We start from the raw sequence: 13475 nt of genomic DNA on the forward strand, positions 1-13475 counted from the left end.
CAATCGAGTAGACGGGTGACGACCTAACGGTCGCCACTGCGCCTCTCACACCACCGTACGTACGGGTCTCGTATACGGCGGTTCACCAGATTAAAGTTTGCGCTCTATCGATGTAATCTCCTAGCGGTTTATAGCCTTTTCGTTTGAGTCTGGAGATGGTTACGGTAGTTTTTAAAATAGGGCTTTGGGCTGTTGCCCATCCTCCCATTCGGGTTCTACTCCAAGCATACGCTTGCCCTTGCTCTATCCCCAATCTAATAAGGTTTTTACGTTTACGTTCCAGCTTTTTCCAATCGTGCCAAATACAATATCGCAATCGGTTTCTTAACCAAGCATCTAGCTTTTTAAGTTTAGCATAACTCTGGGTCAGCCGATAGTTGTTAATCCATCCCCGACAGACTTCATTGAGCCGTCCAAGCCGTTCTAACAGCGATATAGGCCTGGTCTTCTGCGTAATACGCTTTAACGTGCGTTTAAACTTGCCCCAACTCTTTTGTGATACAACTAATTGATACTGCCCTTTTGTTCCCTTTTTGTAGACAGGTACAAAACCGTGTCCAAGCAGTTCGAAATGTACAGGTCTGCGAATTCCGCTCTTGGCTTTGTTAATAGGCAACCTGAGTGCATCCCTTAAAAAGATATACAGCTCATTACCTATCCTTTTTGCCTCGCTCTTGCTCCTAGTGTAAACACTAAAATCATCCGCATAGCGAACATAGAGCAGTCCTTTCGACTCCATATGCTTATCCAGTACATCTAACAAAATATTAGATAGTAATGGACTCAAAGGGCTTCCCTGCGGTATTCCCTTTCGGCGTTTCTCGAGCCGTCCATTGATACGTATGGGCGCTCGTAGCCATTTTCGGATTAGACGCAAGGTAGTTGGGCATTTTACCTTATTGTAAATAAGTTGCAGTAATCGCATATGGTCTACCTCGTCAAAGAACCCTTGTAAATCAATATCTACAATGTCCTGATATCCAGTATTGATATACTGCTGGGCTTGTAGTACTGCTTTGTGCAGGTTCTTATTGGGGCGGAAACCATAGCTGAGCGGTTCAAATTCATATTCGAACTCAACCATCAACTGTTGGTTTACCGATTGTTGTAGCCATCGATCCACTACTGTTGGAATCCCTAAAAGTCTGGTCTTACCCATACCTTTTGGAATGGAAACCCCTAAAATCGGGTCTGGTACATAGCGGTGTGTGCGTATAGAAGATAGTAGGTCGTCACGGTGTTCTGCTATGTAAGCAGCCAATTCCGTTGTCTTCATACCATCTACTCCGCACCCTCCCTTATTGCGCTCAACTTTACGTTGCGCCTTATAAAGATTCTTTGCTTCTAATACCTTTTCAATCATAGGGTCAGTAAAATGTAAATACTCCTGTTGGTCTAAGATGGGGCTAGCTAGGCTTCCCAATCAAATTCCAACATAATCTAATGTTCAGTCCTTCCTTATCTGTGAGACTTCTGTGGTTTGTTTTCACAGCTCGTTTCCTATAAGTACTATGACCTCTGCTGACTTCTCCATTATGCCAACACGTGGCTATGGAGACCTCCCCAGGTAAGAACATCTTCTTTCACTCAATCCCTGCCGTATCTACATATTTACCCTTTTGATAATCGTTGGGCGTTACAATGATGTGCTTGCTTACCCAGGTAAATATGCCTCTGTATACGGTTCCTGTTCGTCAGTACCGAGTTTTGTAGTCTCGCTTTCTTCAGACATAACCTCACGGTTACCGCCCTTGCGACTTACTAATGCTTCCAGAAGTTACTCCAGCGCATAAGGGACTTGCACCCTCTAAATTAATATCTTACTTTGCAGTAAGGTAAAGATGCCCATACTGGGCACACACACCGTATAACCGCAATTACGGCGGATTCGACTGCGTCCGAATCCACGTGTAATTGCTAAAGTCAGTGACAAACCAAAAATTAAGGCAAATCATCCCGTAACTGCGGTTATACCAAACGTTAGCCACAAGCAAATAAATCGAGAACTAATTAAACTTACGTAATAATTCAATAAATTTGTACGTAAAACAATTGTAATGGATAAAAAATTGACATTAAGCCTAGACAAAGCAATTATCGAAAGTGCAAAGAATTATGCTAAATCGAACAACATTAGCTTGTCAAAACTTATCGAATCTTATTTGACAACGCTCACTGAACGGAAAAGAAATTCAACGGAAATCACACCTCTTGTTGAAAGTTTAAGTGGAGTAATTAATCTTGATGATGATTTTGACGTGAAAGATGCTTATACTGATTACCTAATTGAAAAATACAAATGAGCAGATTATTAATTGACACAAACATAGTAATAGATTTACTTTCAAAAAGAGATAAATTTTATGATGAAGCTGCCGATTTATTTTCTCGTGCGGACAAAAAAGAATTGGAACTGACTATTTCATCTTTAACATTTGCAAACACGAATTATATTCTTTCAAAACTCAAATCAGCAAAAGAAGCGAGAAAAATATTGAGGAAGCTTAAAGTGCTTGTTGAATTATTAAGTTTAGATAACAAAATAACTGAATTAGCTTTGAGTGATAATGATTTTCCAGATTTTGAAGATGGTCTTCAATATTACTCTGCAATCGAAAATCAAATAGACGTAATTATTACACGAAATAAAAAAGATTTTAAGAACTCAAAAATTCCTATTTTGACTGCGAAAGAATTTTTAGCTCGAAAATAATGCCAGTGGCTAACAAAGAACTGCGATAAAAAACAAGTCTTTTCTTCCTTATATTTTAACCATAAAAATCCTGGCATTGCTGAAATGGAACAAATCTCCTACGGTCGATATGTTTCCAGTCCAACAAGCAAACACCATGTTCATAATATTAATTTTAACTATTGCAGTTTCAGAACCGATACATGCTCTGGATCGTACGGATTTCCTGAATTAGCAATCGCAAAACACTGCGTGAGCAATTTATTGGACACCGCAATAAGTGCCAGTTTCTTGCTTTTCCTCTTATCTATAAGCCGCTGGTAAAGTTCACGGCAGGTCCTGTTGTGCTTACAGGCATTGAATGCGCAAAGGAACAGCAGGTTGCGAAGTTTCTTATTGCCAACCTTACTGATCCTGCTACGACCGCGCACACTGCTTCCTGACTCGCGAATTGTAGGTGTAATGCCTACATAACTGCACAGCTGACCGGCAGTCTCAAATTTGGAAAACCCATTGGTCACTATGTAGACTTCCCCAAAAATAATAGCCGAGATAGTTGTAAATTCAAGGGTTGTAGCCCGCTTCAACTTTCTTGTAAATTGACAGGAAAGTGCCACGCAATCGGCTACTATTCTTATACTAAACGTCGTACTTCATTTAAGAGCTACTTTCTGAAAAACCGAAAATTCCTGTTTTAAATCACAAAATTTAATACATTTTTGTATCTAAACGGATACACTTTATTTGATTATTACCAAAAGACAACTGAATTTGATAAGTGGATTAGAAAGCTCAAAGACATACGAGCGAAATCTAAAATACTATTCCGCATTCAGAAACTCGAAACCGATAAACATTTTGGAGATTGCAAGCCTGTTGGAGATGGAATTAGCGAAATGCGAATCAGTTATGCAAAAGGTTATCGAGTGTATTTTAAGGAAAAAGACAGCAAAATCGTTATTCTTTTAATTGGTGGAGATAAGTTAAATCAACAAAAGGACATCGAGAAAGCGAAGAAAATTTGGAACAGAATAAAAAATGATTGATATGGCAACTACAAAATTTGATATTGCGGACTATTTGGACAGCGAAGAAATGTTTGCTGAATATCTTAACACAGTTCTCGAAGATGGAGAAAGTTCTGATTTGATTGTGGCAATTGGACATATTGCAAAGGCAATCGGAATGACTAAAATTGCGGAGAAAACTGGAATGAGCAGACCGAGTCTTTACAAAGCATTATCTGATGGAGCAAAACCACAATTTGGAACGATAATGAAAGTGCTGAAAGCTATTGGCGGACAAATAAGTGTGAAACCAATGTCAGCGTAAAAAACGCACCACAAGCCGTGTATAAGCTATGGCTTGGTCTGTCATCACTTGGAAAATCCTACAAATTTCCCCAAGTTAGTTTATATTTGGAGAGGTTCGTGCTAAAACACGCCGCAGCTCATATTGACAAACTGATTGAACTTGCGATTGATCAATTGTGATTAATATTTATTTCCTCACATATTTGGTGCTATATAATCTTATGGGAAAAATACCGCTAAACGTTTAAAATCTCGAAATAACTATATGGCATTATATATGGCATTAACAGTGGCATGTCTTACCTACATTGAAAACCCAACAAGCTTATATCTCTATATTTTATTTTAGACGCCATTAAAAGAATGATGTGTTCTCTGGGGCAATAATCAAAAAACTTTGGGCGTCCGCGAGCTATAAATAATGAACTGTACTACCGATCAAGACAAGCCTCAAAGCATCAAAACCCACTGATTTGAATAAAACACCTATTGAAAAATCACCAATAATCAGATTTTACATTTGTTTGTTCTATTTTTAGTAAGTTAGCTCCTTGTGCGCAAAAAGCTCTCAAATCTCAACCTTATCTACAATACCTATGACCTAACTAAAAAACCAACCAATCAACTATGACCGTAGCCGAAATCATAAGTAACATATTCTTACCAATATCTCTTGCCATCATAATGTTGGGCATGGGAATGACTTTAATTCTTTCAGATTTCACAAGAATTCTTAGAAACCCAAAATCCATTTTAATCGGCCTTACCAATCAACTTTTAGTGTTGCCTATTATTGGTTTTTCATTAGCTATAGCTTTTGATTTAAACCCGATAATGGCTGTTGGATTAATGATTCTATCTACATGTCCTGGGGGCGCTACCAGCAATTTAATCACGCAGGTATGCAGAGGAAACATTGCATTATCGGTGACCTTAACCGCCATCTCAAGTATTATTTGTGTTTTTACAATTCCTTTTATTTTAACTTTTGCTTTAGACTATTTTGGTACTGATACTGGTGTCGCCATCAAATTACCCATTGTAAATACAATCATTCAGATTATGGGAATTACCATTATCCCTATTTCAATTGGCATGTTTATTCGAAGATTGAATCCTAATTTTGCCAGACGAATGGAAAAACCAATGCGTACTGCTTCAACTGTTATTTTTATTGTGGTTTTTATTGCCGTATTGGCTGCAAATTATAACATCTTGGGCACAGCCATGATAGAAGTTGGAGTGCCCACTTTATTATTAAATATCCTTACGATGGGATTGGGTTATCTAACGGCGCGATTATTTAAGTTGAATTTAAAAAATGCCATTTCAATTACCGTGGAGAGCGGAATACAGAACGGCACCTTGGCCATAGTGATTGCCACCACCATATTAAATAACTTTGAGATGAGCATCCCTACTGCCGCTTATGCCATATGGATGTTCATAACAGGAGGCATTTTGATGTGGCTATTTGGAAACAGACCTGAAATGGAGTCTGAGGCGGTTTAATCTATTAAGATTTTCGGAGTTCTACATTCACAGACATACAAGCGCATTAGTTAAAAGTAAGACATCAATTCCAGAGTGGGACAACTTGGATCAAAGCCAATGGCGAAGCGATATCATATCGACAAAAACTAATGAATTGCAGAATCTATAATCACCGATTTAAATCAAAATTCGTATTTTACCTAATCTAATTTTGAGCTTCTAACGGTCTGAAAAACAACAGTCATTTATCGATAATTTGACAAGCAGGATAATTATGATTATCTTGACTCTAATATGAATCAATTACTTATCACATACTTATCAGGAATTTTATTCTTGTTTGGCAGTATGTCTTGTTCAGCCCAAAATATGACAGAAAAAGCGATACCTCTTACAAACGATACGAGTTTGGACAAGCTGATCTCAGCCGCAGCAGATAAGGAGTTGGTCTTATTGGGCGAAGCAAGTCATGGCACCCATGAATACTACTTATGGCGTGATAAAATCAGTAGACGCTTAATAGCAGAGCAAGATTTTAGCTTTATTGCGGTAGAAGGCGATTTTGCCAGTCTGTACCATCTTAATCTCTATGTAAAAAATTTAGATGGCGCAGCAAATTCTGCTCGAGAAGTTCTGTTAAAGCTCCACAGGTGGCCAACTTGGATGTGGGCCAATGAAGAGGTCGTAGCGTTAGCCGAATGGCTCCGAAAGCATAACGACAAATTACCTCAAAATAAAAAAGTAGGCTTTTATGGAATGGATGTCTATGACGAATGGAATTCCAAAAAAGTGGTTTTGGACCTACTCAAAACTACCCGCCAGGCTGCCTATGAATATGTGAAAGACCAATACAAGTGTTTTGAACCGCACAAAGGCGATAGTTGGAGCTATGCACATGCAGTAAATGCTGGCAAAGAGGCCTGCACTACTGCTACAAAAAATGTAGTTGAATATATTAAGAACAACCGAAATAGATTACAAGGACTTTCTGATGACGTTTATTTCTATTTATTACAGAACACAATTGTCGTTCAGAATGCCGAGGAATTCTACAGAGAAAGTGTAAAGTCATCAGGACCCAGTTCATGGAATTCACGAGTGCATCATATGCATGGCACGGTCAAAGAACTCTTGGAGCTTTATGGAAAAGACGCCAAGGGTATTGTTTGGGCACACAATACGCATATTGGTGACGCGGAATATACAAGCATGCGAGGCGCTGGTCAAAAAAATATTGGTCAGCTTACGCGAAAAGGATTGGGTGACGCCAATGTGTTTTTGATCGGATTTACTACCTATGAGGGGAAAGTGATGGCAGGCGACAGCTGGGGTGCTCCTATGAAGGAAATGACCATTCCACCAGCTATTTCCAACAGTATTGAACACAAATTGAATCAAGTAGATCAAGATAGTTTTTATATAATCTTTGACGAAGAGGATCGAAAAGAAGAAAACCTTAAAACATTAGGAAATAGAGCTGTGGGCGTGGTTTATAATCCACGAGGAGACAGAAGGCAATTTGTGCCTACCATCATTCCATTACGCTACGACGCTTTAGTATTTTTTAAAAAAACATCTGCGTTAAGGGTCTTGAAGAAGTAACTACTAATAGTCAGGTGTTTTTTGAATTTTATTTAGCCATTCATCCGTGTGGATAGCACATGTAACGGATTTATTGCGCCTTGCAGAAGATTTTACATCCATTTTTTAATCAAAGTTCCAACCGTATAGCCAAAAATTGCATGGGCTACAGTCCAATAAATCCAAGCCATAGCATCGTTTGCTGCTGGAGGTTGTTCAGATAATGCCGTTAAAAAGAACAGTCCCCCTCCTCCTATGGTATAAACAAGAATATATGGCCATAGTGACTTTTGCCAGGTCCATGTTTTTAAAATATAAAAGAGCGCAATCACACTCACAATACAGGTTAAATAATGAAACAGCTGTCCAAAAAACCAAACCGGTTCCAAGTCTTTAATTACAGGAATATAATCAAAATTAAATAGGAGAACATAAGCCGTGTTACCCGTCAATTCAATTACTATTTTTAACACCAACATCAACACAAAGCCGGAAATTAAACCAATTGCAGTGAGTTTTAATAGTTGTTTCATAAAGCCACCATATTTTAAGAATTGATTTTGAGAAAAGTAAAATTAGTATCAGCGTATTGAGACAATAGCAGTCGGCTGATTTTAGGCAGGTATTGGAAATATAGAATTTCAGATGCTTCTTCTGAAAGGTTAATAAAGAGATTTAACTTGGCTTCTAACATTTAAAATATCTTAGTACAAACGAAAATACATTTTTATGGTTTTAAAAAATAATAAAACATCATTTTATATGGTTAAAAATCTCACAAAAACAAGTTCTAAAAATAGAACTTTATAGCTCCTATACCAGATTTTTTAGAAGTCTTAGTACTGTAAAGCATGTATTATAATGGTTATGTGTTAAATTAGATGCTCGCAATAAACAACATGATTAGAGCCTATAAAAAAAGTGACAGACGTGAGGTCATCGATATACTACGACGTAATATTCCAAAATATTTTGATCCTTCAGAAGAAGTTGATCTTGAAATATATCTCGATAATAATTTAGAAGACTATTTTGTATTTGAAGAAAATTCTAAAGTCATCGGGGCTGGAGGTCTTAATTATTTTCCAGAAGAAAACCTCGCCCGAATTTCATGGGATATCATAGACCCGAAAGCGCAGGGAAAAGGAATTGGAAGAAAACTCATGCAGTACAGAATTGATCATTTAAGCAAAAACCAAGAAATCGATTTTATTAGCGTTCGAACAAGTCAACATACTTACAAATTTTATGAGAAAATGGGTTTTGAACTTGAAAAAGTGAAGCAAGATTTTTGGGCAAAAGATTTCCACCTCTATCTATTGACAATGAAGAAATGACCATCCGAGAACTATTACATACAACCCAACACAGACCCTGGGAAATCCCCACCGAAACTTGGCAATTTTATCAAGAGTGGAACAAAGCCATCTTCCTTCATTGGCCAGTGGATTTGAGCGAACTCAAAAAATTTGTGCCGGAAGAATTAGAAATCGATCTTTTTGATGGAAAACCTTGGATTTCAGTTGTGGCATTTACAATGGAAAAGATAAGACCGAAAAACCTACCATCCTTTCCTCCTATTTCAGATTTTGACGAGGTAAACATCCGCACTTATGTGAAATCAAATCATAAAACTGGAGTCTATTTTCTGAGTATGGAGGGCGGAAAGAAATTATCTTGTCAAGTTGCCAAAAGCATATCCCAACTTCCGTACAGATTTTCAAGAATGAAACGCACTGCAAACCGATACACTTCCAATAACACCGAATTTAAAGACAAATTGGATATACAATTTACCATTGGAAAAGAAATCACCCAGAAAACAAGATTACAAACTTGGTTGACAGAACGATATGCCCTATTTCAAGACAATAAAAAGTGGATAAACGAATTTGAAATCCACCATCTGGAATGGCCAATTAACGAGATGAACTTGAAAGAGTTAATCATTGATTATCAGAGATTCAACCAGCTCTTTAGAGGCGAGCCGCATAGCTCTCAATATTCAGAAGGTGTAAAAGTTATTGCCTGGGGAAAGCGTAAAAAAGCAAAGACAGAATATGGCGGTTAGTTCTGAAAAATTACCGCGAAGCTCCTTCAGGAAATTTGACTTTATCTGGTTTTGCATTGAGCATTGGCAGAGCAGTCTTCAGGATCCGATTACGCCGTCCTGTCGTATCAAATGGTTCTACCGGATATGAGATTACCGCTTCCATCCATGCAAATGTGTTGTTCCTAAAATAAACGGCTGGCTCCCATCGCTCATGCTCACTGGTTACACGCTCAGGATAGCGCTCCTTAAAGTCTGTACGAGCGGCGTTCAAGAGGCAGTCTTCCACAAACTGCAAATCGCTGGTATAAGCGATTTGAATAGCTGTTTCATTCCAGATAAATGGAAATTGGGGTCCTGAATAGTTGATTACCTCCTCCCGCAATATCAAACTATTTGGAAAACGAATAATTCTTCCACTAGAGCGGTCATTTACCAAATAATCGCCACTACATTCCAAAATTGAAGTATCCAAGTAACTTATTTCCACTACATCACCTCGAAGTCCATCAATCTGAATACGATCACCAACCAAATAAGAGCGTCTAAAAATTAAATAAATCCATGCAATAAAGGATGTAATAGGCGCTTGGAGTGCAAAACCAACAACCAATGAAAACAATCCAACACTAAGAGCAGCTGCATAAAGACTCTTGAATAAGAAGGAGACTACAACAATCAGACTAAATACAATTGCAAGAAACCTGATAATTCGCAAGAGATTATACCGATCTCCCTCTAACCGAGTTTGGGTATTGACCACTCTCTCAATGATTTTACTAACCAAGAAAATCAACGAAATCAAAAATAAGCTCAAGCTTAATTTCTTCAAAAATGGGATATACTCATCCCACCGATCAAAAATCCTTAATTCCAACAAATAATGTATCGCAATCAACAATACGGCCATAGCTGCATATAGCACAATCCCACGTTTATCGCTTTTAACCTTCATATCTTTGTTCTTCTTTGATGGGTGAAATTAAGACTTCTATTTAAATTAACGATATGTTTCCAATTCAAAATTTTTGGTTTTTATCATCAATGATATGATCTATTCTGATTATGAGCTTTAAAAAAACCATTAATCAACGGTCTAAAAAGATTTTTCGTCCTCAAAAAAATTGGTCCCAAACACAATCCGGTTGCCAAAACTCCTGATCGTTTTTCATTATATCAATAGACTGTATTTTAAAAGATTAAAACTTATCCTATATTTGCCGAAATGTACTGAACAGACGCCATTTATCGTTTCTGGTCGTACTTGTGACATTTATAAACACCTAACTATTTAAAGACATATGTCGGATCAAAAAGTATTTGAAGCAAGCCCTGAAAGCAAAGGGAAAGCAAAACAGTTGCGACTTTTCGCAATGTTGGCCTGGATCATCGCTATTGCAGGACAGATCTTTGCCATTTTTAAACTAATCAATAACGAAACCCTAGTGTGGTTGATTGTTGCTATTGTAGTCATTTTAGCACTATCCATTACGGGCTCTATGCTTTGGAAAAAAGCAAATCGGTTAGATCCTGCTTCTGAAAAGGACAAAACAAGGTTTTTTGTTCAAAATCAATTGGGCGCCATCATGGGCGTATTGGCATTTTTGCCTTTAGTGATCTTAATTTTTATGAACAAAGATGTTGATGGAAAAACTAAAGGAATTGCCGGCAGTATTGCCGTTGTTGCCATGTTAATTGCCGGTATTTCTGGTGTTGATTTCAATCCGCCGTCAGTGGAACAGTACACCAAGGAAATTAATGAACAAACTACCACTATAAAAGCGTTAAACTTTGATAATGATAATGTTTATTGGACTACTGCCGGAAACAAATATCACATTTTTCAAGACTGTCAGCATATTAGAGGGAGAGATGGTGTATCTAACGGTACCGTCAAGGAGTCATGGGAGCAGAAAGGCATTTCAGAACTTTGTAAAACTTGTGAAAAGAATGCATTAAAAAACAAAGGTACATCTGAGGAAATTAATGTCGACCCTTCATAAGTCAGGACCAGAAATCAGATTAAAGCACATTATACTGAAATCCGTTTTTGATCGCATCAAAAACGGATTTCTTATTTGCAAACTAAATTAAAACATAACAAACAGTTACAAAGCGATATGAGCGCCATAACGATAAGAAAAGCAAACAAAGAAGATTCAGCAGCAATCGCCAATCATTTACTATTGGCCATGGAAGATATTGTATGTGAATTTATCGGTCGAAAGGACCCAAGCAAAGCAAAAGAATTTTTAATCCATTTTATACATCAAGAACAGAATCAATATTCATATCAAAACTGTTTTGTGGCAGAAGCTAATAATCAAATTATTGCTGCTGTCAATATTTACAACGGATCACAGTTAAGGCAATTGCGTCGCCCGATCAGTCAGTACATAAAATCGCAGTTCATGACAGACTTCAATCCAGAAGATGAAACGCAATCGGGTGAGTATTACATCGATTCATTGGGTGTAAATCCTAACCAACAGGGCAAAGGGGTAGGTGCAACAATGCTGAGATACTTAATCAATTATTATGTCACCGAAAAAGGACAAACTATTGGTTTATTGGTAGATGAAGAAAATCCGAAGGCTAAAAAATTATATCTGAAATTGGGCTTTAAATCCGTTGGAAGAAAAATATTGGTTGGCAAGCATATGGATCACCTTCAACTGAAGCCAGAAAGTAAGCGTGTTTAAATACCACAGGAAAAAAGAAATCATCATTTCTCATATCCTCAGCCATCTATGTACGTTAACTACCTACATTAAAAAGTCAATTTCTGAGGTTAATCATCCGCATTAATTTGTTAATTTAGGTCCCCAACAGCATTGCTGATCTTATCCGAAATGTTGGCATTTAAAACGCATCCAAATGATAAAAACACGCATAGGACATACGGATGACATTCCCGGCATTCTATCGCTTCAAGAGAAATACTTGTACAGAAACTTAAATCTTCTTGAACGTCAAAAAGGTTTTGTAACGACACCATTTACGATTTCTCAAATTGAAGACATCCTTCAGCAAAATGGCGTATTTATCGCGGAAAATGAAAACCAAGCTATTGTCGCCTATGCCTTTGCGGGAAGTTGGAAGTATTTTGAACAATGGGAAATTTTTAATTTTATGGTCTCCCGGTTTCCAAAATTATCTCTTCACGGAACTTCCATTTCTACCGAAAACAGTTTTCAATATGGACCCGTTTGTATTCATGAAAACTATAGAGGAAAGGGACTTCTTAATCAAATTTTTGAAGAAATGAGAATTGAATTCTTCAAGACCTATCCAATTTCGATTACCTTCATAAATAAAGTCAATATCATCTCTGAAAAAGCGCACACTAAAAAACTGGGATGGGTAAAAATAGATGAGTTTGAGTTCAACAACAATACCTATATTGGATTGGGGTTTGACATGAAAAACTCGGTCTTAAAATAATCTTGTTTCAATATAAAATTGTAAGTTATCACCAAACCATAGAAATCTAAATGTTTAAACATCAAGGAAAAAAGAGAACACTACAGCACAATCTTCGGATTGCCATCGTCTTGTCTTTTGTTGCCGGAATTGTGAACGTTTCAGGTATCTTGGCATTCAACGAATTGACCACCAATGTGACTGGCCATTTTGCACTATTTATAAGAGATGTGGCCGATTTTAGGTTTTGGAAGGGAACTATTTATTTTCTTTATATTTTCTCATTCCTTTTTGGCTCATTTTCATCAAATATCCTTATTGAGACTTTTAAAGAAAATAAAAAACTCAATGTTTTCGTTATCCCAACGCTTATTGAATGTGTTATTTTATCTGGAGTTGCCATTATGAGTAATACAGCACAATTTAATCCTGAGTTGATGGTCTGTTTGCTGCTTTTTGCCATGGGACTACAGAACTCATTCGTCACCAAGTTGTCAAATGCAGTGGTCAGAACGACACATCTTACAGGCTTGTTCACCGATTTGGGCATTGAGCTTTCACAACTATTGTTTCCAAGGAGCCACCCTAATAGGAAAGAAATTAAATCGAACGTTAAACTCCGACTGTATATCATTGCTTTTTTCTTCTTGGGGGGATTAACTGCAGGATTCTTTTACTCAACCCTCGAATGGAAATTGAACACCCTCATGCTTGGTGTAGTAATTTTGATATTAAGCCTCTTTTATGACGATTTGAAACTGAAATTCATTAGAGCAAAACGTCGACAAAAACGACGCCGAGCCTATGCAAATAAATTACGAAAGCGCGCTGTACTCAAATTTTACAGTAGAAAGCCTTAGTTTTTATCCCATTAAATATTATCTGCATTTCTGGCTCTTCATGAGCACTTCCTGCATCACCT

General features: G+C 37.4%; 15 protein-coding genes and 1 pseudogene. 12 read left to right on the forward strand and 4 right to left on the reverse strand.

The genetic code is table 11. The annotated features are described in order from the left end of the window. Nucleotides 1–82: 82 nt before the first annotated feature. Nucleotides 83–1423, reverse strand: coding sequence for a group II intron reverse transcriptase/maturase (gene ltrA / locus H3Z82_RS16630; protein WP_449528468.1), 1341 nt, complete (start codon nucleotides 1421–1423; stop codon nucleotides 83–85). A 634-nt stretch (nucleotides 1424–2057) separates the two neighbouring features. On the opposite strand from ltrA, the gene H3Z82_RS16635 reads away from it, so the two are divergent. Further along, complete coding sequence (locus H3Z82_RS16635) at nucleotides 2058–2303, forward strand: DUF6364 family protein (RefSeq protein ID WP_182206634.1); 246 nt, start codon at nucleotides 2058–2060, stop codon at nucleotides 2301–2303. Then, nucleotides 2300–2713, forward strand: a complete 414-nt coding sequence (locus tag H3Z82_RS16640; protein ID WP_182206635.1) for a type II toxin-antitoxin system VapC family toxin — start codon at nucleotides 2300–2302, stop codon at nucleotides 2711–2713. Before H3Z82_RS16635 ends, H3Z82_RS16640 begins: the two co-directional genes overlap by 4 nt. Before the next feature lie 158 nt (nucleotides 2714–2871). On the opposite strand, the pseudogene H3Z82_RS16645 reads toward H3Z82_RS16640, so the two are convergent. After that, nucleotides 2872–3249 (reverse strand): annotated as a pseudogene (locus H3Z82_RS16645) (transposase); the annotation flags it as partial. Between the two features lie 162 nt (nucleotides 3250–3411). On the opposite strand from H3Z82_RS16645, the gene H3Z82_RS16650 reads away from it, so the two are divergent. From H3Z82_RS16650 to H3Z82_RS16665, 4 genes are all read left to right on the forward strand, one after another. Next, entirely contained in the window at nucleotides 3412–3738 is a 327-nt protein-coding gene (locus tag H3Z82_RS16650) for a type II toxin-antitoxin system RelE/ParE family toxin (protein WP_182206636.1), read from the forward strand. Nucleotide 3739: 1 nt separating this feature from the next. Then, a complete protein-coding gene (locus H3Z82_RS16655; RefSeq protein ID WP_182206637.1) occupies nucleotides 3740–4024 on the forward strand; it encodes an addiction module antidote protein in 285 nt (94 codons plus the stop codon). 608 nt (nucleotides 4025–4632) lie between these two features. Next, nucleotides 4633–5517 (forward strand): bile acid:sodium symporter family protein, encoded by an 885-nt coding sequence (locus H3Z82_RS16660; protein WP_182206638.1) that lies wholly within the window; start codon nucleotides 4633–4635, stop codon nucleotides 5515–5517. 351 nt (nucleotides 5518–5868) lie between these two features. Then, a complete protein-coding gene (locus tag H3Z82_RS16665) occupies nucleotides 5869–7101 on the forward strand; it encodes an erythromycin esterase family protein (RefSeq protein ID WP_182206639.1) in 1233 nt (410 codons plus the stop codon). A gap of 92 nt (nucleotides 7102–7193) precedes the next feature. On the opposite strand, the gene H3Z82_RS16670 is transcribed toward H3Z82_RS16665, so the two are convergent. Next, complete coding sequence (locus H3Z82_RS16670) at nucleotides 7194–7613, reverse strand: hypothetical protein (protein ID WP_182206640.1); 420 nt, start codon at nucleotides 7611–7613, stop codon at nucleotides 7194–7196. A gap of 348 nt (nucleotides 7614–7961) precedes the next feature. Here H3Z82_RS16670 and H3Z82_RS16675 point away from each other — a divergent pair, with 348 nt between their 5' ends. Further along, nucleotides 7962–8417 (forward strand): GNAT family N-acetyltransferase, encoded by a 456-nt coding sequence (locus H3Z82_RS16675; RefSeq protein ID WP_235982476.1) that lies wholly within the window; start codon nucleotides 7962–7964, stop codon nucleotides 8415–8417. Then, on the forward strand, nucleotides 8372–9151 hold the full coding sequence (locus H3Z82_RS16680) for a YqjF family protein (RefSeq protein WP_235982477.1): 780 nt from the start codon (nucleotides 8372–8374) through the stop codon (nucleotides 9149–9151). Before H3Z82_RS16675 ends, H3Z82_RS16680 begins: the two co-directional genes overlap by 46 nt. Nucleotides 9152–9161: 10 nt before the next feature. Here the strand turns inward: H3Z82_RS16680 and H3Z82_RS16685 are convergent, their stop codons facing one another. After that, nucleotides 9162–10085, reverse strand: a complete 924-nt coding sequence (locus H3Z82_RS16685) for a mechanosensitive ion channel family protein (RefSeq protein WP_182206641.1) — start codon at nucleotides 10083–10085, stop codon at nucleotides 9162–9164. Between the two features lie 346 nt (nucleotides 10086–10431). Between H3Z82_RS16685 and H3Z82_RS16690 the strand changes: the two genes are divergently transcribed. From H3Z82_RS16690 to H3Z82_RS16705, 4 genes are all read left to right on the forward strand, one after another. After that, nucleotides 10432–11133, forward strand: coding sequence for a hypothetical protein (locus tag H3Z82_RS16690; protein ID WP_182206642.1), 702 nt, complete (start codon nucleotides 10432–10434; stop codon nucleotides 11131–11133). A 75-nt stretch (nucleotides 11134–11208) separates the two neighbouring features. Beyond that, nucleotides 11209–11832, forward strand: a complete 624-nt coding sequence (locus H3Z82_RS16695; RefSeq protein ID WP_235982478.1) for a GNAT family N-acetyltransferase — start codon at nucleotides 11209–11211, stop codon at nucleotides 11830–11832. A 175-nt stretch (nucleotides 11833–12007) separates the two neighbouring features. Continuing rightward, nucleotides 12008–12574 (forward strand): GNAT family N-acetyltransferase, encoded by a 567-nt coding sequence (locus tag H3Z82_RS16700; RefSeq protein WP_182206643.1) that lies wholly within the window; start codon nucleotides 12008–12010, stop codon nucleotides 12572–12574. A gap of 50 nt (nucleotides 12575–12624) precedes the next feature. Continuing rightward, entirely contained in the window at nucleotides 12625–13413 is a 789-nt protein-coding gene (locus H3Z82_RS16705; protein ID WP_182206644.1) for a YoaK family protein, read from the forward strand. Nucleotides 13414–13475: the final 62 nt, after the last annotated feature.

The sequence above is a fragment of the Gelidibacter maritimus genome (assembly GCF_014062315.1).
Lineage (GTDB): Bacteria > Bacteroidota > Bacteroidia > Flavobacteriales > Flavobacteriaceae > Gelidibacter > Gelidibacter maritimus.

Excerpts from the sequence above, each read along its gene's own strand:
- H3Z82_RS16635 (WP_182206634.1), top strand. The coding sequence starts at position 2,058 with ATGGATAAAAAATTGACATTAAGCCTAGACAAAGCAATTATCGAAAGT.
- H3Z82_RS16640 (WP_182206635.1), top strand. The coding sequence starts at position 2,300 with ATGAGCAGATTATTAATTGACACAAACATAGTAATAGATTTACTTTCA.
- H3Z82_RS16655 (WP_182206637.1), top strand. The coding sequence starts at position 3,740 with ATGGCAACTACAAAATTTGATATTGCGGACTATTTGGACAGCGAAGAA.
- H3Z82_RS16660 (WP_182206638.1), top strand. The coding sequence starts at position 4,633 with ATGACCGTAGCCGAAATCATAAGTAACATATTCTTACCAATATCTCTT.
- H3Z82_RS16665 (WP_182206639.1), top strand. The coding sequence starts at position 5,869 with ATGACAGAAAAAGCGATACCTCTTACAAACGATACGAGTTTGGACAAG.
- H3Z82_RS16670 (WP_182206640.1), bottom strand. The coding sequence starts at position 7,613 with ATGAAACAACTATTAAAACTCACTGCAATTGGTTTAATTTCCGGCTTT.
- H3Z82_RS16675 (WP_235982476.1), top strand. The coding sequence starts at position 7,962 with ATGCTCGCAATAAACAACATGATTAGAGCCTATAAAAAAAGTGACAGA.
- H3Z82_RS16685 (WP_182206641.1), bottom strand. The coding sequence starts at position 10,085 with ATGAAGGTTAAAAGCGATAAACGTGGGATTGTGCTATATGCAGCTATG.
- H3Z82_RS16690 (WP_182206642.1), top strand. The coding sequence starts at position 10,432 with ATGTCGGATCAAAAAGTATTTGAAGCAAGCCCTGAAAGCAAAGGGAAA.
- H3Z82_RS16700 (WP_182206643.1), top strand. The coding sequence starts at position 12,008 with ATGATAAAAACACGCATAGGACATACGGATGACATTCCCGGCATTCTA.
- H3Z82_RS16705 (WP_182206644.1), top strand. The coding sequence starts at position 12,625 with ATGTTTAAACATCAAGGAAAAAAGAGAACACTACAGCACAATCTTCGG.